We start from the raw sequence: 19497 nt of genomic DNA, 5'->3' as shown, positions 1-19497 counted from the left end.
GTCCATTCCTTTTTCTCACCACCTCGCCATCACCTCACCGTCGGTAACTCTCATCGGATGGCTTGATCGGGGCAGGGTGGAGAGGTACCAACTGATTCCCAAGAAGGAGCTCCCATGCAGACACGCCGCATCGGCGATGTCCAGGTCAGTGAGATCGGTCTCGGCGGAATGCCGATGTCGATCGAAGGGCGCCCCGACGAGCAGCGTTCGATCGCGACGATCCACGCCGCGCTGGAGGCGGGTGTGACGCTGATCGACACCGCGGACGCCTATCACCTGGGCGCGGACGAGGTCGGCCACAACGAGTCCCTGATCGCCCGCGCGGTCGCCGGTTACGGGGGCGACACCTCCGACGTGCTGATCGCCACCAAGGGCGGCCATGCGCGCCCCGGTGACGGCTCGTGGACCCTGGACGGCTCGCCCGACCACCTGAAGAAGGCCTGCGACGCGTCGCTCGCGCGTCTCGGCGTCGAGGCCATCGGGCTCTACCAGTTCCACCGCCCCGACCCGAAGGTTCCGTACGCGGAGTCGGTCGGGGCGATCCGCGACCTGCTGGACGCGGGCAAGATCCGCTTCGCGGGCGTCTCGAACGCCGACCCGGACCAGATCCGGCTCGCCAACGAGATCCTCGGCGGGCGGCTGGTGAGCGTGCAGAACCAGTTCTCGCCGTCGTTCCGCTCCAGTGAGCCCGAGCTGGAGCTGTGCGCGGAGCTGGGCATCGCGTTCCTGCCGTGGAGCCCGCTGGGCGGGATCTCGCAGGCCGGCGAGCTGGGCTCGCGGTTCGCCGTGTTCGCGGACGTCGCGCGGGCGCACGGGGTGAGCCCGCAGCGGGTGTGCCTGGCGTGGATGCTCGCCAAGGCGCCGGTGGTGATCCCGATCCCGGGTTCCTCTCGTCCGGAGACCATCCGCGACTCGGTCGGCGCGGCCGACGTGAAACTGTCCGCCGAGGAACTGGCCCGCCTCGACGCGGCCTGACGAGACACGCTCGGGCATCGGGAGCGGCACCCGAGGTGGTGCCGCTCCCGATGCTGCCCGTCCGGTGGGCCCGTGCCTGCGGTGCCGCTCCTGCCGGGCACGTCCGGCATACGCTCATCCGCTCGTATCCGCTCGTATCCGTGAGGCCGGTCGAGACGAACCGTCGTCCCGACCGGCCTCACGCTCTCTCGATCACCGAACGCGCACGGCGGGCCGCTAGGAGGAATAGACCTCGAAGGCGGAGAGCTGCCCGGCGGGCCAGCCGGTGTTCCCCGTGATGTTCAGCCGCACGTACCTCTTCGCCGTCGCCGGGAAGGTGATGGTCACGGTGTTGCCGGTGGCCGGGTCGAAGACGTGGCCCCGCGACGGCACCACCGTCTCGAAGTCGCCGCCGGACGAGGCCTGCACCGACAGTGTCTGGGTGCGCGTACCCCAGGCCGCGGACGGCGGCAACCTCAGCACCAGGCGCCCGACGGAGACCTGGGCGCAGAGGTCAACGGTGATCGACTGGGGGAAGGTGTGGTTGGCGCTCTCCCAGTAGGTGTTCGCGTCGCCGTCGACCGCGTTGGCCGCCACGTAGTTCTGGGTGACGCTGCTCGCACTGACCACCTTGTTCCTGGCCAGGTCGCCGGTACCGGGAGAGCACCCGGGTGGGGGCCCGGTCGTCGCGGTCACCGTGCCGGAGGGCGGCGAGGTGTTCTGCGCGGCGTCCCTGGCGACCACGTAGAAGCTGTAGGAGGTCGACGGCGTGAGACCGGTGACGGTGAACGACGTTCCCGCGGTGCTGCCCACCTTGACGTCGGTGGCTCCCGCCTCGCGGTAGACGTCGTAGCCGGTCACCCCGACGTTGTCGGTGGCCGCGGTCCAGCCCACCGTGATGCTCGTGCCGGAGGCCGGGACGGCGCGCGCGGCACCCGGCGCGGTCGGGGGCTGGGTGTCTCGCGTGCCGCCGGTCCTGCGGGTCTCGAACTCCGTCGCCCAGTACTTCGTCCGGTCCAGGTAGGCGGTCTCCGCCGCGGTCCCCGTCCTGCCGTAGGCGCCGTCGAAGGTCTGGTAGCCGAACCCGGCGGGCGGGGTGGAGTCCGCGGGCTCGATGGAGCTGCCCTCGTGCCACTCGTTGAACGAGGTGATGGAGACCCAGGTCGGCAGGCCGCCCTTGGCCGGGTCGAGGGCGTTGGACCACTCCAGGTCGTAGGTGGCACCGTTGGCGCGGCCCAGGGTCGGGGTGGTGTTGCCCGGCACCGCGCGGTCGTCGATGTAGCCGGGAGCCACCGAGGGCGCCCAGATGAGGTTGTTCCGCTTGGCGTACGCGCTCGCGTTGGCCCAACCGGGCGCGGTGGCACCGGCGATCCCGTCGTAGGTGTACATACCGGAGAAGTGCGCGATCTTCGACGTGTCGGTGGTCTGGGCGAGCACGATGTTGCCCGCGGTGACCTGGCCGAGCGCGGCCCAGTCGGTGATCCTCAGGCTCTCGAAGACGTAGAACGCCGCCCGATCGCCGTGCTCGGCGTCACGGTAGAAGGCCGGGTGGGAGCCGTAGCGGGTGTTGATGTAGCGGATGTCCTCGACGGTGGAGGCCGCCGTGCGCCCCTCGTACGGCTCCAGGTGCCAGGCGACCTTGACGCCGTACCGCGCGGCGGCGTCCATCACGCCCCGGGTGAGCCTGTCCTCGAAGCTGTCGCGGCCCCACCAGCTGTAGACGATGACGCCGACCCCGGCCTGCTTGATCCACTGCATGTGCCTGGTGACGGCGCCCGCGTAGTCGCCGGAGTCGTAGGCGCCCAGGCTGGGGTACAGGTCGGCGCCCACGTCGTTGGGCGGGGTGCGTCCGCCCTGCTGCCAGTGCCGCCACTCCCCGCTCGTCTGGGGGTTGCCGTACCAGGAGTAGTAGAAGAGATGGACGTTGGAGGACTGCTCGGGCACGGCCGCACCCCGTGCCGGGAGCGGTGTCTGGGCTCCGGCCCAGCACAGGGTGACCAGCAGGAGCGCGAGGACGATCTGGGCGCGTCGCCCGGTATGGCGTAAGCGGCTGACAGATTGATCGGATGTCTTCATCGGCTGACCCTTCGTCACGCGGGGCCGGATCGCCGCGGTCGACGGGACATGCGGTCGCCGCGATCCAGCCGGTGGGGGGCGGAGAGACTGCCGCCGTCACCGACGGGGATCGGCGAGCGGCGCTGCGAACACCATAGGATGACAGACAGGTGCCTGCAATGTTTCTACTTCTTTTCGCAAAAATATGCCCGCAGGATGGCTTTATGTGATGTGACGACCGTTAGAGAGCGACGGGAGGGGGTGGCACGAAACACTGCCCCTGGAACGGTCCGATGTTTCACTTTCCCGAATCGCCGCCAGAAGACAGCCGAAAGGAGCGGGGAGAGCACAGAACCACTGCCCCGGTGTGGGGAACCTGTGGTTTTTTGCAGGTGAACTCGGAGGGATCTCCCAGTGGTCCGGACGAGGCGACGTACGTAGCGTCGACCGGTGCCCGAATTTAAGATCATCAATGGCCCGCTTCCCCGACGCCTCGTGAACAGCCTCCCGACGGCCCGCGCCGTCACGCTCGCGGTGCTCCTCCTGACGGCGGTGACGACCTTCGCGGGTACGAGCGCCACCGGGGAGACCGGAGAGAACCGGAAAACCCGCGAGGCCGAGCAGATCGGTCCCGCGTCCGTCGACCGTTTCGTGAACGCCTACCGGGAGGCGACCGGCCTGCCGGGGGTCGCGGTCGCCGTCACCAAGGGGGACGAGGTCGTCCACGTCGCCGGTTACGGCCGTACCGCCTCCGGTGATCCCGTCACGGCGGACACCCCCATGGCGATCGCGTCACTCAGCAAGTCCTTCACCTCCCTGGCCGTCATGCAGCTGGTGGAGAAGGGAGTGGTCAGGCTCGACGAGCCGGTACGCGTCCGGCTCCCCGAGTTCGTGATGGCCGATCCTCGGGCGGCGCGCATCACCGTCCGCCAGCTGCTGGACCAGACCTCGGGCATGGCCGACGAGGCCTTTCCGGAAAGAAGCCTGCCCCAGCCCCGCTCGCTCCGCGAGGCCGTCGCGCGGTTGAGAGACGCGAGGCTGGCCGCCGCCCCCGGAACCCGGTGGAGCTATCACAACACCAACGCCCAGGTCGCCGCTCGGCTGGTCGAGGTCGTGAGCGGCACGACCTTCGCCGGTTACCTGCGACAGCACGTGTTCGGCCCGCTCGGCATGCGGAACAGCACCACGATCGACACCGAACGCGACCTCCCCGCGAGCGCGCGGGGCCATCTTCACCTGCTGGGCGCCACGCTCGCCGTTGCCGAGCCCTCGGGGTTTGGCAACGGCTCCGGCGGGGTGATCAGCAGCGCGAGGGACATGGCCCGGTGGATGATCACGCAGAGTGGCGAGGGAACAGGTCCCGGCGGCGTGCGTGTCGTCTCCGCCGCGAGCGTCGCGGAGATGCGCACCCCGTCCAGGATCAACGACTCCTACGCCCTGGGCTGGTCGCTCGGCACGACCGCGAAGGGCTCACCGGTCGTCGGACACGGCGGCGACCTGCTCACCGCGACGGCCCAGCAGACGCTCCTGCCCCGGTCGGGGTACGGCATCGTGGTCATGTCCAACACCGGGACGGCGTACGGCGACAGCGACGCCGTCGCGGACGCGCTGGTCGCCATGGCCGAGGGAGAGGAGCCCGAGGCGCCCCCCTCGGTCTCCCCCTTCCTCGTCATCGATCTCGCCATGGCGCTGGCCGCCGTCGCGACGCTTCTCATGGCGGGACGCGGGCTGGCCTGTTCCCGCCGGTGGGCCGGCCGGTACGGCGGCCGCCCGGTGTGGCGCGCGGCGATGCGGCTGCTGCCGTACGCGGCGCCGGGGGTGCCGTGCCTCACGATCACCGATGTCTTCGGAGTGCTGGCCAGGGGAAAGGACATCACCTGGATGCAGGTGACCTATCTCTACCCGTCCTTCATGATCTGGCTCGTTCTCGCCACCGGGGCGTGCGCGATCCTGGTCCTCGTACGGATCGGCCATCTGGTGCGGACACGCCGCACGCCCTCGCCCGGCTCCGGGGAAGGCGATCACAGCGCCGCTCAGCCGTCCAGACCTTCCAGATAGCGCAGGATCGCCAGGACGCGCCGGCTGTAGCCGGGGGTTCGCGACAGCCCGAGCTTGTCGAAGATCGCGTTGATGTGCTTCTCCACCGCGCTCTGGGACACGTGCAGACGCTCGGCGATCGCGCCGTTGACAAGGCCCTGGGCCAGTTGCTCCAGCACCTGGGTCTCCCGCCGGGTGAGCCTGCTCAGCGGGTCGGCCCGGGTGGTGCGGACGAGCAGCCGCCTGACCACCTCCGGATCGAAGACCGCCCCGCCCGCGCGGACCCGCTCCAGGGACTCCAGGAACTCGCCCACCTCGGTCACCCGGTCCTTGAGCAGATATCCCAGCCCTTCCGGGGTTCCGGCGAGCAGCCGGGCGGCGTAGGCCGTCTCGACGTACTGCGACAGCACGAGCACGCCGACGTCCGGCCACCGCTCCCGGATCGTCAGTGAGGCCCGCAGCCCTTCGCCCGCCTGTCCCGGCGGCATGCGCACGTCCACGATCGCCACGTCGGGGCGGTGCTCGTCCACGGCACCGAGCAGCCCCGCCGAGTCGCCGACCGCCGCCACCACCACGTGCCCCGCCTCCTCCAGGAGGCGGATCAGGCCCTCGCGGAACAGTACGGAATCATCGGCGAGGATCAGGCGCATGACCGCTCCTGGCGTTCGGCCCCATCGCGGGGCAGGGTCGCCGTGATCCTGGTCGGGCCACCCGAAGGGCTGTCCACCTCCAAGGCGCCGTCCAGCGCCAGAACCCGCCGCTCCAGCCCGGACAGCCCGCCACCCGCGGGATCGGCCCCGCCCCTGCCGTCGTCGGTGATCTCCACGGTCACCGTGTGCTCGTCCTCGCTCAGAACCACCAGGACGCCTTGGGCGCCCGCGTGCTTCGCGGCGTTGGCGATGGCCTCGCGGGCCACGAAGTAGACGGCCGTCTCGATCTCGGAGACCGGGCGTTCCGCGAGGCCGTAGCGGACGGTCACCGGCACGCCCGCTCGTTCCGCCACCCCGGCCAGGGCCGCGCGCAGGCCCAGCTCGTCCAGAGCGGCCGGGTAAACACTCCAGGCCACGTCGCGCAGTTCGTCCAGGAGGCGGCGCGATTCCGCGTACGCCTGGTCCACGAGGGCGGTGACCGCGGCCGGGTCGGCGCCGTGCCGCGCCCTGCCCAGCAGCATTCCCAGGGCCACGCCCCTCTGCTGGACGCCGTCGTGCAGGTCGCGCTCGATGCGGCGGCGCTCGTCGTCGACGGCCCGCACGACGCCGCTACGGGTGACAGTCAGTTCCTCGATGCGGCGGCGCATCGCCTCCCGCTCCCCAGGGCCGGCGCAGTACGCGGCCAACCGCCGCTCCGCTGTCACCGTCGCGGCGCCCCACAGCGCGGACAGCCCCAGCAGGACCAACCCGTAGACGGTGCCCAGCGGCCCGCTGTCGACCGTCAGACGCACGCCGGGGTATCGCAGCGAGACCGGGGACGACGTGCCGGAGAGGAGTTCCCCGACACCGCCGTACAGGAAGAGCAGGCCGACGAAGAGGCCAGCGAAGGTCAGATAACTCGCGAACGTGCCGAACGTCGCCCGTAGCGCGAGGTAGCCGACGCCGCTCCCGACCGGCACCCCACCGGTGTCGTATCCGAACCACGCCGCCAGCCGGGCGCGCTCCCACGCGACCAGCCGTGCCATCCCCACCTCCGCGAACCGCCGGGCGGCGCGTCGGCCCCCGGACCACGCGGCCAGGATCACGAACAGAACGGCCGCGACGCACAGGAAGCCCAGCTCGGCGAGGCCCGTCACGGCCCCTGCGGCCAGACCGGTGACGCGCCGGGCCGCCCTCGTGGCCGGTGTCCTCGCTCGGGCGGGACGAGGCAGCGGCCGCGGCGTGGTGTTCGTCATCGGCGTCGTCGACATCAGACGAATTGTATTGACCTTCCTTTGAGCCCTTCGGAGCCCGAACACCACGCGGGTGATCATCACAGGATTGAATACCTGCATAAAACAGCCCAAAAACCCCACAGGCACGAATTCGCGTTGACCGGCCACTGAGGATTGGTCATATTTGCGCAATGATTCGTCTACGTCCCCTCGCGGGAGCGATCCTCGCGTCCGTCCTGCTGACCGGCGCCCTCGCCGCCCCCGCCACCGCCTCGGCCCAGGAGACCGTCGCCGTCTCCTCCACCGAGGCCGCCGCGCGACCCGGTAACGGCAAGATCCTCTACAACCGCATCAGCGGCGGCCGGGGCAAGCTGAAGGTGAAGAACGGCACCAGCAGGGACGCCGTCGTCACGCTGGTCCGCGGCAGGTCCAAGGCGATCAGCGTCTACGTCCGCGCCCGGTCCACCGCCACCGCCTCCGGTGTGCGGGACGGCAACTACACCATCTTCTTCACCTCCGGCCACCGGTTCAACACCTCCCGGGGCAGGTTCGCCCAGTCCCCCTCCTACCAGCGCTTCACCGACCGGCTGAGGTTCACCACGACCACGACCAGCTCGACCATCTGGACCCTCACCCTCAACCCGGTCAGGGGTGGCAACGCCAGGACGACCGGCGTCAACCCGAACGACTTCCCGTCCTGATCCGACCCGATCCTGTCCGCCCCTTGTCCCGTCCTCGCGGACTCGGTCGGATACGGCGGGCTCAGGTCTCCGCTCCCCCACCCGTACGTCCATCACCACGGCAACACCCGCAGCGTCGCCGGCCACAACCGCAGGGCCGCCTTTCCCCATGGGGAAAGGCGGCCCTGCGCCCGTTCGGAGGTGGAACGGGACGGCCGTGCCCCTCATGAGCGCCTGTGGACGGCGGAGCCGATCAGCTCCCGGCGAAGGACGCGACGGCGAGCCAGGCGACGCAGCACACCCTCGCGGGACGTACCTTGAACTGCACAGGTTGTTGTATCCGACCAGACCTGGGGAAGGTGTGAACGCCATGGAAGCCGCTACCGTGGAAGGCACCGTTGAGGTTGTCGAGGCCGAAGAAGAGCTCGTTCTGACCGACGACGACGAGGCGCCCGCAGCCCTGGAAGCGAGCGTCGGAGCCAGCACCGACCCCGTCAAGGACTATCTCAAGCAGATCGGCAGGATCTCCCTGCTCAACGCCGAGCAGGAGGTCGAGCTCGCCCGGCGCATCGAGGCGGGGCTGTTCGCCACCGAGCGGCTCAACGACGGCGCCCGGCTCCAGCCCGACGTGCGCGCGGAGCTCGAATGGCTCGCCGAAGACGGCCACCGGGCCAAGAACCACCTGCTGGAGGCCAACCTGCGCCTGGTGGTGTCGCTGGCCAAGCGCCACACCGGCCGGGGCATGCTGTTCCTGGACCTGATCCAGGAGGGCAACCTGGGGCTGATCCGCGCCGTGGAGAAGTTCGACTACACCAAGGGATTCAAGTTCTCCACGTACGCCACCTGGTGGATCAAGCAGGCGATCACCCGGGCGCTCGCCGACCAGGCCCGCACCATCCGCATCCCCGTTCACATGGTCGAAGTGATCAACAAGCTGGCGCGGGTGCACCGGCAGATGACGACCGACCTGGGCCGCGAGCCCACCCCTGAGGAGCTGGCCGTGGAGCTGGAGATGACCCCGGAGCGGGTCGTCGAGGTCCAGGGATACGGGCGGGAGCCGATCTCCCTGCACAGCCCGCTGGGCACCGAGGGCGACAGCGAGTTCGGCGACCTCATCGAGGACTCCGAGGCGATCACCCCCGAGGACGCGGTGGCCTCCGCGCTGCTGCAGGAGCAGTTGCACACCATCCTGGACGCGCTGTCGGAGCGTGAGGCCGGGGTGGTGGCGATGCGGTTCGGGCTCGGTGACGGGCGGCCCAAGACCCTTGAGGAGATCGGACGCGCCTACGGGGTGACCCGCGAGCGCATCCGGCAGATCGAGTCCAAGACCATGACGAAGCTGCGCCACCCCTCGCGCTCGCGGGCCCTGCGCGACTATCTGACCTGAGCGCCCCCGGCCGGCCCGCGTCCGCACAGGCCGGTGACGCTCAGCCGGCCGTACGGGCGACGAGGGCGGTGACCGTCTCCTCCAGGCCCGACGGCGGCCGCCCCAGCAGGCGCGCGAGGTCGGAGCCGGTCGTGGCGAGGGCACCGGCGCGCACCGCGGGGAACACACCCCCCAGCCAACCGGCCTCCGCGTCGGTGATCTCCCGATGCTCGATCGGCCTGCCCAGAACACGGGTGAGAACCTCGGCGAGCTCCGGATAGGTCCACAGCGGACCGAGCAACTCGTAGGTCTCGTTCTCGTGCCCGGAACCGGTGAGGGCGGCACTCGCGGCCAGCGCCAGGTCACGCAACCTCGCGGTGTTGAGCGGCCGGCCACCGGTGGAGGAGGTGATCTCACCCTCTTTCCCCGCCTGGGCCAGCGCGGCGCCCAGGAACGCCTCGGAGTAGAGGGCGTTGCGCAGCACGGTGTAGGCCGGACCCGCCTCGCGGAGCGCCCTCTCCGTCGCCGTGTGGTCGGCGACGGGGCCCCGGCCGTCCTCCGCGCCCACGGCGCTGGTGTAGACGACGCGGCGCACCCCCGCCCGGACGGCGGCCTCGACGACGGTGCGGTGCTGCCGCACGCGGACTCCGGGCGTCATGTCCGGCCCGGACACCAGGAGCAGCACCTCGATCCCGGCGAGCGCGGCGTCGACGGACGCGGCGTCGTCATGATCACAGTGCCGCACCTCGACACCGCCGCCGAGCAGATCCTCCGCCTTCTTCGGGGTACGGGCGAGCGCGACGAGGTCGCGGGCGGGGACCCTGGCGAGCAGGTCCTCGATGACGAGCCTTCCGAGATTTCCCGTGACACCGGTCACAGCAATCATGGTCAACGGCGTTTCCTCTCCTCTTTCGCGGCTTCCCCGCGGCCTTTCCACGGGTTTCCCGCAAGCCCTCCCGGACTCCGCACCGGTTCCGCGCGGACGGCCCCGTCGACGCCCCGTCGACGGCCGGGAGATGCCCGGGGAGCGTACCGGTGAAGGCGCACCGGCCGCCTCGGATTTAATTCCCGCCACGACGAGCCCCGCGGCACGAAGGATCGCCGGACCGAACGGACACGCCGTCTCGGGAGCGGGCCCCCCGCGCCCGCGAAGGGAGCCGCCGTCTCCCGCCGTGGCGCGTCCTTCAGGCTTCCCGGGCACCCGAGGGAACGACCTTGCCGAGCCCCCAGGCGACGAGGCCGGTGATCGCTCCGACGATCACCCCGGTGAAGACACTGCTCACCGCGGCGAAGAGGCGCAGGATGAGGGACTGTACCGCCGGGTCGACGTCGCCCAGGTTTCCACCGAGTACGGGCGGGTTGTCGCCGAAGGCGGCCTCCCAGAGCACCTGATGTCCCACGGCCAGGAAGACGCCGTAGAACAGGCCCACGACGAGGAGGGTGAGGAAGGGGTTGGGTACTCGTTTCCAGAGGACGACCGCGATCCAGACGATCGGCGGCACGAAGACGAACAGGGCGTTCACGAAGGTGCCCTCGTGGATGATGTCCAGGTCGTGAAGCACGACCCGGGGCGCGGCGAGAAGAGCGAGGCCGATCACGGCGATCAGGGGCAGCCCGAGCGCCGGGCGCCTTCGGGCGAGCGGCCCACGCGGCGAGGTGTTGTGAGAGGTCATGGCCTCAAACTAGAAAGCGCGAGGGGCGTGGCACATCCGTGTCCGATCTCGAACCCGTACGTCGGAAGGCGACTTTCCGTGTCGCCTCACGTGGACTGTGGAGCGCCACGACGGCGCCGTAGGGTGGCTGCGTGGTCGAAGAACGGCGTGTTCAGGCACGAAGAAGACTCCCGCCCTGGGCGGTCGACGCCCTGATCGGCGTGGGTGTCACCCTCGTGCTGTCGATCGTCATCTCCGCCGGCCAGGGAGGACGGCAGAGCCCGGACCCGATCGCCCATCTGTGGGCCGTGGGCCTGGGGGCGCTGATGCTCGTCCGGCGACGCCACCCGACGGCCGTGCTCGCCGTCACCGCCCTAGGTTTGTTCGCCTACTACGCCGCCGGTCACCCGGCCGTGGGAGTGGCCGTTCCCGTCGCCGCGGCGCTGTTCTCGGCGGCCGAGTTCGGCCGGCTCGTCCACGCCGTCGTCACCGCCACCGTCGTGATCGCGGTCTCGCTGTTCTTCCGCCTCATCGAGGGTGAGGACTTCTCGTTCGTCGTCGGCTACGAGCTGGCCGGGCACGTCCTGCTCATGGCCGCGGCGATCGCCCTGGGAGACGGCCTGAGGTCGAGAAGGACCGTGCAGGCGGGGGCGAGGCGGATCGCCGAACTCACCGCCCAGCGCTACCGGCAGGAGGCCGACGCCCGACTTCACGCCGAACGCCTCGCCATAGCGCGAGAGCTGCACGACTCGATCGGTCACACGACCTCCGTCATCTCCCTGCACGCCGATGTCGCCCGCGAGTCGCTCGGCCACGACGAGGCACGGACCCGGGCGGCTCTGGATCTGATCAAGTCCACCAGCACGCGCACGATGAGCGAGCTGCGCAGGACCGTCGCCCTCCTCCGCACCCCCGGCGAGAATCCGAGGTCGGTCCTCTCTCTGTCGAGCGTGGGCTCACTACGTGAGACGGCTGCCGCGGCGGGGATCGACCTCGACCTCGAGATGCGCGTCACCACCGAGCTTCCCGCGACGGTCGACGCCTGCGCGTTCAGAATCGTCCAGGAGGCGGTCACCAACATCGTCAAGCACTCCCGCGGCACCCGCGCCCGCGTCGTCGCGCTCGACGACGGAGCGGTCCTGCGCCTGTCCGTGACCGACGACGGCCCCGGGCAGGGCCCCGACAGCGGAGCGGGGCACGGCATCGCCGGGATGCGCGAGCGCGCGGAGACGCTCGGAGGCACCCTGACGGCCGGACGCGAGTCCACGGGTTTCACCGTCCGAGCCGTCCTTCCACTGGAGCAGACATCATGATCAGGGTGGTCATCGCCGACGATCAGGAACTCGTACGCGCGGGCCTGCGAGCACTCCTCGAAAACGATCCGGACATCACCGTCGCCGGAGAGGCGTCCGGCGGACGCGCGGCGCTCTCCCTCGTCCGGGAGCTCCGCCCGGACGTCGTGCTCATGGACATCCGCATGCCCGGTATGAACGGGCTCGAGGCGACCGCGGCCATCCGCGCCGACGGCTCCCTGGACGGCTCACGGGTGCTGATCCTCACCACCTTCGACGACGAGGAGGACATCGTCGAGGCCGTCACGCTCGGCGCCGCCGGTTACCTCCTCAAGGACACTCCGTCGGAGGACCTCCGCAAGGCGGTGCGCACGGCCGCCGAAGGGGGGAACGTGCTCTCCCCCGCGATCGCCCGGCGCGTCATGGAACGCCTCGCCCGGGCCCCGAGACCACCCGTGCCCGACCCCCGGCTCGCCACCCTCACCGAAAGGGAACTCGCCGTCCTGACCCGGATCGGGTACGCCGAGACCAATGACAGGATCGCCGCGGCCCTCTTCATCAGCCCGGCCACCGTACGCACCTACGTCAGCCGGATCCTGACCAAACTCGACGCACGGGACCGCACGGCACTCGCCGTCATCGCTCACCGCTCGGGCCTCGGCACCGGCGAGTAGCGGCAGGCGAGACCTCGCGCTCAGTTCGCGGGTGTGGACGTCACGTCGGGGAGCCTCGCCGGGGCGGTGTCGTGCACCTGCTGGAAGATCACCGAAGTGCGGAAACCCGCGATCTCGCGGCGCTTGCTGAGCCGGTCCAGCAGGAAGGCGTGCAGGTGGTCGAGGTCCTGGACCGCCACGTGGAGAAGGAAGTCGTCGCCACCGGCCAGCACGAAGACGCTGAGCACCTCGGGCAGGGCGCTCGCCGAGTCCTTGAAGGTGTCGATGACGGTGCGGCTGAGCGGGCGTACCTGCACGGAGACGAGAGCCTGGACGCCGCGGTTCAGGGCCGCGGGGTCGATGTCGGCGTGATAGCCGCGGATGACCCCGCGGCGAGTGAGCCCCCTCACGCGTTCCAGGCAGGTCGAGGGCGCGATCCCGAGTTTGCGGGCCAGCTCGCGATTGGACTGCCGCGCATCCGTTTGGAGAAGCCGGATGATCTCCGAATCAAGTTCGTCCATGACCGGTATTTTGCCGGTCGTTCCAGCCATACGTTCGATCGGAACCCTGAGCGGCGACCGGATATCCGATTCTTGGACCCGGACACCGATCACATGAAGGGATCGTCACATGCCAGGGTTCGACCATGAGCAGGTCGCGGTTCACACGGGGCCGCGCTCCGGCCTGCCCGTCATCGTCGCCGTCCATTCGACGGCGCTCGGCCAGGCGGTCGGCGGGTGCCGGATCTGGCACTACCCCGACTGGCGGGACGGTCTCTCCGACGCGTTGCGCCTGTCGGCCGGCATGACCGCCAAGTGCGCGGTGGCCGGACTGGCCAACGGTGGCGGCAAGACCGTCGTCGCCGTCCCCGACGGGGTCGAACTCGATCCGGTCCGCCGCCGTCACGTGCTGTACGACGTCGCGGACGTCATCACCTCCCTGGACGGCCGGTACGCCACCGGCCCGGACGTCGGGACCGTCCCGGCCGACATGGCGGTCATCGGCGAGCGCACCCCCCACGTCTTCTGCAGACCCGCGCGACAGGCCGGCAGCGGCGACTCCTCTCCGCACACCGCGGCCGGGACGCTCGCCGCGCTGCGCGCCGTCGGCAGGCGGCTCCACGGCACCCCGAGCCTCACCGGTCGTCGTCTGGCCGTGATCGGCCTGGGCAACGTGGGCGAGAAGATCGTCCGCCTGCTCGCCGCCGAGGGAGCCGAACTCCTGGTCGGCGACATCGACCCCGGCAAGCGGGCACTCGCCGACGAGGTCGGCGCCACCTGGGGCGAGCCCGCGCAGGTCGTCACCGCGGACGTCGACATCCTGGTGCCCGCGGCCCTCGGCGGCGTCCTCACCGAGGAGATCGTGCCCGGCCTGCGGTGCGCCGCCATCGCGGGGCCCGCGAACAACCAGCTCACCACCCCGGCCGTCGCCGACCTGCTGCACCGCCGCGACATCATCTGGGTGCCCGACTACGTCGTCAGCGCAGGCGGGGTGATCCGCGCGCTCACCGTCGAACTCGACCGTGGAACCGCCGACGAGGCGCTCGCCCGCGTCCAGAACATCGAGGACACCGTCACCGCCCTGCTCGCCACCTCGGAGCGCACCGGCACCACCCCCGCGCGGGCCGCTTCCGAACTGACCCGGCTCCGCCTGCGCGCGGCCGCCGCCTCGCGCCGTTCCGAGCCCGGCTTCGATTGAGGTGGACCAGGTCACGAGGCATTCACGCATCCTGGTAAGGGAGATGCAGGCCACGTTCGAAGAAGCTCTCCAGCACCATGATGGTTCGCGTCCCGGTCACACCCTCGATCTCGAAAAGCCTGCGCAGCACCTCCTGCAGTTCCCTGGTGCTCGCGGTGCGCACCTTGACCAGCAGTGACGCCGGTCCCGCGATGACGTGCGCCTCCTCGATCTCGGGAATCGCGAGCAGTGCCTCGCCCGACGCGCCCATCCACGCCTGCCCCTCCACGAGCACGAAGGACAGCACACCTCTGCCCGCGGCGACGGGATCGACCTCGATGGTCGTCCGCCGGATCAGCCCTCGTTCGCGCAGCTTGCGCACCCGTTCGTGCGCGGCGCCGCTCGACAACCCCACCGCGGCCCCGAGCGCGGCGTAGGACCGACCGGCGTCGTCCTGAAGGATGCCGATCAACATCTTGTCAATCCTGTCCATCGCCGTATCATATTCTGCGATCAAGGAGGATTACATGACGGAATCCATTGCCGCGGAGTTCGAGGTGCTCGACGAGCGGTTCGCCGATGTCGGGGGCGACAAGCGGGTCGAGCGGATCCACCACGGTTGCCGGTGGGCCGAAGGCCCCACCTACGTCCCGGCGGGCCGCTATCTGCTGTGGAGCGACATCCCCAACGACAGGATTCTCCGCTGGGACGAGATGACGGGAAACGTGGGTCCCTTCCGCGCTCCCGCGGGCTACACCAACGGTCACACCCTCGACCGGCAGGGCCGGCTGATCTCCTGCGAGCACGGCGCCCGGCGAGTGACCCGCACCGAGCACGACGGTTCCATCACCGTCATCGCCGACCGCTGGCAGGGCAAGCGCCTCAACAGTCCCAACGACGTGGTGGTCAGGTCGGATGACTCCGTGTGGTTCACCGACCCCAGGTACGGCATCGCCAGCGACTACGAGGGCCACCAGGCGGAGAGCGAGATCGGCAACGATCAGGTCTACCGTCTCGACCCCGCCACCGGAGAGATCACGGCGGTGGCCGACGACTTCGCCCGCCCCAACGGCCTCGCCTTCTCGACGGACGAGTCCCTCCTCTACGTCGCCGACACCCAGCGCGGGCATCTGCGGGTCTTCGAGGTGCGGGGCGCCGCCCTGGAGAACGGCAGGGTTCTCGCGGAATGCTCGGCGGGCGGTCTCGACGGGATCAGGCTCGACACCGCCGGCCGGATCTGGGCGGCGACGCACGAGGGAGTGCACTGCTTCGCCCCGGACGGCACCTTGATCGGCAAGCTCAGGCTTCCCGAGAAGACCTCCAACCTGGTCTTCGGCGGCCTCAAGCGCAACTGGCTGTTCATGACGGCCTCCACCTCCGTCTACGCGATCATGACCAACGTCCGCGGAGCGTGACCTTCCGAAAGCGGGACGGCGATCGGCTCGCGAATGCGACCGATGCGCCGGGAAACCTGGCGGAGTCACCGGGAACACGGGGAGAACATCGAGTTCGACGGGGCGCGTCGCGCCCTCCGACCTCGTAAACTCCGTAAACCCATCGAAATGGATCGACGCGCATCCAGACCGGTGGCGCTGCGCCGCGTTTCCTTCCGGCCCGAAGGCCGGAGTGTCCACCCCGGAGGTATTCGATGCACGTCCCCCAGGACCCCGGGTCCGAGGCGACGCCCCTCCAGCCTTCCGGCCCGCCGCCTCATCGGCCCGGTGTCCCCGACCCGTCCGGCGCGTACGGTCCGCCATCGGGCGCGTACGTTCCGCCCGTGGACCACTTCCCGCCCCCGCCGAGACACGAGCCCTGGATGGTGCCGGCGCCGCCCGGCAGCCGCTACGACCTGCTGGCGCGCACCCGCCTGCACGCCTGGTGGCGACCGGTGCTGGGCACGGTCGCGGGACTCGCGGGCCTCATGCTGGCCGGACTCGCCGTCATCCTCGGCGGTGCGACGCTCGGCGTGATCGTGGGCGCCGAGATGGGCGGATCCGAGGAGCAGATCTTCACCGATCCGGTGCTCGACCTGGGGATCAACCTGCTCTCGATCGCGGTCGTCCTGCCGATCGTGTACGGCGTGGTGGCGTGGATCCAGCGGCGCCCGCCCGGCACCCTCTCCTCGGTCACCGGCCGCCTGCGATGGCGGTGGATGGCACGGTGCACGGCGGTGGCGATCGGCGTCGTAGTGCTGGGCCAGGCCGCCGTCGCCGTCACCTACGTCGCCACCGGGGAGGAGCTCGGCGACTTGTTCGGCTGGGTCGGCTGGGAGCGCTTCCTACCCGTTCTGATCGTCACCCTGCTCCTGGTGCCCTTTCAAGCCGCCGCCGAGGAGTACGTCTTCCGGGGATGGCTGATCCAGGCGTTCGGCGCCTTCCTCTCCAATCCGTGGCCGGGCATCCTGCTGAGCACCGCCGCCTTCACCGCGGTGCACGCCTACGTCGACTGGGGCATCATCGACGTTTTCGCCTTCGGTGCGCTGATGGGCTGGCTCGCGGTGCGGACCGGCGGTCTGGAGGCCGCCATCGCCCTGCACGTGGTCAACAACGTGCTGGCCTTCGGGGTCAGCGGAGCCGACGGCAGCCTGCCGGAGGCGCTGAAACAGGGGTCGGTGCCCTGGCAGACCCTGGCGGGAACGGTCGTACAGCTCGGCCTCTACGCGATCGTGGTCCTGGCCATGACGAAGAGGCGGAGGATCGAGACCGTCTCCCCGTGACTCCCCGCGACTTCCCGTGACTCCCCGTGGGCCTGGTTTCCCCCGCTTCCCCTTTGAGCCCCGACCCCGCCGATCTTCGCACTGTGTCAGAACGGCACGTCCCCCGATCGCCCGCCTTCGGGCGCCGACACCCTGTCGTCCGCGTGGAAAGCGGTCGGCACCACGTACTCCCATCCCTCTCGCCAGCTGAACGGCGCGTCCATCAGCTCCTCCAGCTCGCGGCCGTCGAGGAGGTGGTCCAGCGCCCATCTGTTGGCGGAGTGGGAGATCACCAGGACACGATGACCGTCCCAGGCGGCCGCGAGGTCACCGAGGAAGTCACGGGTCTGCTCCACTACCTGGCGGTAGCTCTGCCCACCCGGCCACGGGATGTCGATGTGACGTGACCGCTCGTCGGCGAGCCGGATGACCGGCATGCCGTTGAGTTCGCCGTAATCGCACTCGCGGAGCCGCGCGTCTTGATGGATCGGGATGTCGGAGCCACCGAGGGCGATCTCGGCGGTCTCGACGGCGCGCCCCAGATCGGAGACGAACACGACCGAGATCGCGTCATCACGACGGCGTTCCCCGAGTTCACGGGCGAATTCACGACCGCGCGGCGAGAGCGCGCCGGGAAGCCAGCCGGTGGCGATTCCCGCCTCGTTGTCGGTGCTGATCGAGTGCGTCTCGTAGACGAGCTCCACCGCCATCGCGAGACCTCCAAGATCTCCCGTCCGCCACACCGTCGGCGACGGACCAACCGATCACGACTTCACACACCACGAAATCATCCGGGCAAGGACCGGCGAGAGACCTTCCGGGCGTCCGTTTCCGGACACTTCCATATCCGGCGCCGCGCCCGTACGGCCGAACGGGACGCCGGAGGCCGGGTGGAACCACCGCCGCGTCGTGGCGGAGCGTCCAAGCTCATGGACCGTCTTCGAGCCCGGGACCCCTCACGGGAACCCACCCGCACCCGGCGTCCCGCGTCGAGCGCCCGACGCCGGGCGGTTCACAACAGCCGTCTCTGCACGACGTCGGCGATGACCGTGGTCACGACCTTGCCGACCTCTCCCTCCTCGGGCGGGGCGCCCGCCCGCCCGGCGAACATCAGGTGCCCGGCCCCGACCAGTGAGATCGCGAGCGATTCGACGTCCGCGTCGACCGCGATGCGGCCCAGCTCGCACTCGTCGGTGAGATAGGAGGCGATCATGGCCACGGCCTCCGTCATGACCGGGACTCCGTGGGGCGGCCCGGCCTGGCGCAGCCGGGCGCGCAGTTCGTCGCGGAAGACGACGAGGCCGACGATCGACACGGTGACCGGGTCGAACAGTTCCCTCAGCGCGCCGGTGAGGTTGGCGGCCACGGTGCCGGTCCCCGCGGAGTCGCGTAGGGCGGCGGCCTGGTCGCCGATTCCGGCGATGCGCTCTCGCACGAGTTCGGCGAGGAAGTCGTCGAAGTCGGCGAAGTGCCGGTGCAGGACCCCCTTGGCGACGTCCGCCTCTGTGGTGACCGCGCGGCTGGTCAGCGCGTTCGGCCCGTCCCTGAGCAGGACGCGCTCGGCGGCGTCGAACAGGTGCCTGCGCGCGTCGCGGATGTGCACCCCGGTCGGCACAGCGTGCCCCTCCCTCTCTTGACGGCCTTCACCCGATTGACGAGTGGGCATGTGCCCACTAAAGTGGGCGAATGCCCATTTTAGTGCGGGAACAGCCCCGCCCTTCCGGTAAAGAGTCCCACAACGCCAGGCGGATGGCGGAGTCGTTCGGAGTGGACGCCGAACGCTACGACCGGACCCGGCCCCGCTACCCCAACGCCCTGGTGGAGCGGATCGTCGCCGCCGGTCCCGGACCCGATCTCCTCGACGTCGGGTGCGGCACCGGTATCGCGGCCCGGCAGTTCCAGGCCGCGGGCTGCCGGGTGCTCGGGGTCGAGCCCGACGCGCGGATGGCCGAATTCGCCCGGCGCACCGGGGTCGAAGTGGAGGTGTCGACGTTCGAGACCTGGGAGGACGCGGGCCGGACGTTCGACGCGGTGGTCGCGGGCCAGACCTGGCACTGGGTGGACCCGGTCGCCGGCGCCGCCAAGGCGGCACGGGTGCTGCGGCCCGGGGGCAGGCTGACGGTGTTCTCCCACGTGTTCGATCTCCCGCCCGCTCTCGCGGAGGCCTTCGCCACGGCCTACCGGCGGGTGGCACCCGACTCGCCGCTCAACCTCCGGTCGCAGAAGCGCCCCTCGGACCCCTACCAGGCGCTGTTCCCCAGGTTCGCCGACGGGGTGGGGGAGGCGGGCGGATTCGGCGAGCCGGAGCGGTGGCGATTCGAGGAGGAGCACTCCTACACGCGCGACGAGTGGCTGGACCTGGCGCCCACCAGCGGCGCCCTCACGCTGCTTCCGGCGGACCGACTGGCCGAGGTGCTGGAGGCCGTCGGGACCGCCATCGACGCGATCGGGGGCGGTTTCTCCGTGCCCTACACCACGCTGGCGATCACCGTGACGCGCACCGGCGCCGCCTGATCCGGCTTGCAGGACGGGCCGGGACGCTGCCCGGCCGCCGGGGCCGGTACGGGATTGA

18 protein-coding genes and 1 pseudogene are annotated in these 19497 nt (G+C 70.3%); 10 read left to right on the top strand and 9 right to left on the bottom strand.

Annotated features, from left to right (window positions below):
• Positions 1-114: 114 nt before the first annotated feature.
• Positions 115-975, top strand: a complete 861-nt coding sequence (locus ACFY3D_RS23005) for an aldo/keto reductase (protein WP_389982206.1) — start codon at positions 115-117, stop codon at positions 973-975.
• Positions 976-1191: 216 nt separating this feature from the next.
• On the opposite strand, the gene ACFY3D_RS23000 is transcribed toward ACFY3D_RS23005, so the two are convergent.
• Positions 1192-3030 carry a discoidin domain-containing protein gene (locus ACFY3D_RS23000; RefSeq protein ID WP_389982203.1) on the bottom strand — a complete coding sequence of 613 codons (1839 nt, stop codon included), beginning with the start codon at positions 3028-3030 and terminating at the stop codon, positions 1192-1194.
• 429 nt (positions 3031-3459) lie between these two features.
• Here ACFY3D_RS23000 and ACFY3D_RS22995 point away from each other — a divergent pair, with 429 nt between their 5' ends.
• Positions 3460-5067 carry a serine hydrolase domain-containing protein gene (locus ACFY3D_RS22995; protein ID WP_389982200.1) on the top strand — a complete coding sequence of 536 codons (1608 nt, stop codon included), beginning with the start codon at positions 3460-3462 and terminating at the stop codon, positions 5065-5067.
• Here ACFY3D_RS22995 and ACFY3D_RS22990 read toward each other — a convergent pair.
• On the bottom strand, positions 5043-5696 hold the full coding sequence (locus tag ACFY3D_RS22990; RefSeq protein ID WP_362515582.1) for a response regulator transcription factor: 654 nt from the start codon (positions 5694-5696) through the stop codon (positions 5043-5045). The two genes, ACFY3D_RS22995 and ACFY3D_RS22990, sit on opposite strands and share 25 nt — an antisense overlap.
• Entirely contained in the window at positions 5687-6946 is a 1260-nt protein-coding gene (locus ACFY3D_RS22985; protein ID WP_389982196.1) for a sensor histidine kinase, read from the bottom strand. The genes ACFY3D_RS22990 and ACFY3D_RS22985 overlap by 10 nt, the downstream gene beginning before the upstream one ends.
• 155 nt (positions 6947-7101) lie before the next feature.
• On the opposite strand from ACFY3D_RS22985, the gene ACFY3D_RS22980 reads away from it, so the two are divergent.
• Entirely contained in the window at positions 7102-7611 is a 510-nt protein-coding gene (locus tag ACFY3D_RS22980; RefSeq protein WP_389982193.1) for a hypothetical protein, read from the top strand.
• A gap of 367 nt (positions 7612-7978) precedes the next feature.
• Positions 7979-8977: pseudogene (locus ACFY3D_RS22975) on the top strand (RNA polymerase sigma factor); the annotation flags it as partial.
• A 40-nt stretch (positions 8978-9017) separates the two neighbouring features.
• Here the strand turns inward: ACFY3D_RS22975 and ACFY3D_RS22970 are convergent.
• Both ACFY3D_RS22970 and ACFY3D_RS22965 read right to left on the bottom strand, forming a co-directional pair.
• On the bottom strand, positions 9018-9842 hold the full coding sequence (locus tag ACFY3D_RS22970) for an NAD(P)H-binding protein (protein WP_389982516.1): 825 nt from the start codon (positions 9840-9842) through the stop codon (positions 9018-9020).
• A gap of 298 nt (positions 9843-10140) precedes the next feature.
• Positions 10141-10629 carry a hypothetical protein gene (locus ACFY3D_RS22965; protein ID WP_362515588.1) on the bottom strand — a complete coding sequence of 163 codons (489 nt, stop codon included), beginning with the start codon at positions 10627-10629 and terminating at the stop codon, positions 10141-10143.
• Between the two features lie 131 nt (positions 10630-10760).
• Here ACFY3D_RS22965 and ACFY3D_RS22960 point away from each other — a divergent pair, with 131 nt between their 5' ends.
• Both ACFY3D_RS22960 and ACFY3D_RS22955 read left to right on the top strand, forming a co-directional pair.
• Entirely contained in the window at positions 10761-11921 is a 1161-nt protein-coding gene (locus ACFY3D_RS22960; RefSeq protein ID WP_389982190.1) for a sensor histidine kinase, read from the top strand.
• Positions 11918-12574, top strand: a complete 657-nt coding sequence (locus ACFY3D_RS22955; protein WP_389982187.1) for a response regulator — start codon at positions 11918-11920, stop codon at positions 12572-12574. Before ACFY3D_RS22960 ends, ACFY3D_RS22955 begins: the two co-directional genes overlap by 4 nt.
• Positions 12575-12594: 20 nt before the next feature.
• Here the strand turns inward: ACFY3D_RS22955 and ACFY3D_RS22950 are convergent, their stop codons facing one another.
• On the bottom strand, positions 12595-13074 hold the full coding sequence (locus tag ACFY3D_RS22950; protein ID WP_350947239.1) for an Lrp/AsnC family transcriptional regulator: 480 nt from the start codon (positions 13072-13074) through the stop codon (positions 12595-12597).
• A gap of 109 nt (positions 13075-13183) precedes the next feature.
• Here ACFY3D_RS22950 and ACFY3D_RS22945 point away from each other — a divergent pair, with 109 nt between their 5' ends.
• Complete coding sequence (locus ACFY3D_RS22945) at positions 13184-14251, top strand: Glu/Leu/Phe/Val dehydrogenase dimerization domain-containing protein (RefSeq protein ID WP_389982183.1); 1068 nt, start codon at positions 13184-13186, stop codon at positions 14249-14251.
• A gap of 22 nt (positions 14252-14273) precedes the next feature.
• On the opposite strand, the gene ACFY3D_RS22940 is transcribed toward ACFY3D_RS22945, so the two are convergent.
• Positions 14274-14723: an Lrp/AsnC family transcriptional regulator gene (locus tag ACFY3D_RS22940; RefSeq protein ID WP_389982180.1), complete on the bottom strand. Its 450-nt coding sequence runs from the start codon at positions 14721-14723 to the stop codon at positions 14274-14276.
• A 34-nt stretch (positions 14724-14757) separates the two neighbouring features.
• On the opposite strand from ACFY3D_RS22940, the gene ACFY3D_RS22935 reads away from it, so the two are divergent.
• A complete protein-coding gene (locus ACFY3D_RS22935) occupies positions 14758-15645 on the top strand; it encodes an SMP-30/gluconolactonase/LRE family protein (protein ID WP_389982177.1) in 888 nt (295 codons plus the stop codon).
• Positions 15646-16007: 362 nt separating this feature from the next.
• Complete coding sequence (locus ACFY3D_RS22930; protein ID WP_389982174.1) at positions 16008-16946, top strand: CPBP family intramembrane glutamic endopeptidase; 939 nt, start codon at positions 16008-16010, stop codon at positions 16944-16946.
• Positions 16947-17032: 86 nt separating this feature from the next.
• Here the strand turns inward: ACFY3D_RS22930 and ACFY3D_RS22925 are convergent, their stop codons facing one another.
• The gene (locus ACFY3D_RS22925; RefSeq protein WP_389982171.1) at positions 17033-17635 is read right to left on the bottom strand and encodes a histidine phosphatase family protein; all 603 of its coding nucleotides are present in this window, start codon (positions 17633-17635) and stop codon (positions 17033-17035) included.
• Between the two features lie 302 nt (positions 17636-17937).
• Entirely contained in the window at positions 17938-18540 is a 603-nt protein-coding gene (locus ACFY3D_RS22920) for a TetR/AcrR family transcriptional regulator (RefSeq protein ID WP_389982168.1), read from the bottom strand.
• 71 nt (positions 18541-18611) lie between these two features.
• On the opposite strand from ACFY3D_RS22920, the gene ACFY3D_RS22915 reads away from it, so the two are divergent.
• Positions 18612-19439: a class I SAM-dependent methyltransferase gene (locus ACFY3D_RS22915; protein ID WP_389982165.1), complete on the top strand. Its 828-nt coding sequence runs from the start codon at positions 18612-18614 to the stop codon at positions 19437-19439.
• Positions 19440-19497: the final 58 nt, after the last annotated feature.

The organism is Streptosporangium sp. NPDC000509, assembly GCF_042898365.1.
Taxonomy (GTDB): domain Bacteria; phylum Actinomycetota; class Actinomycetes; order Streptosporangiales; family Streptosporangiaceae; genus Streptosporangium.
The sequence above is the reverse complement of the archived record's forward strand: the minus strand, read 5'-3'. Positions and strand labels throughout refer to the sequence as shown.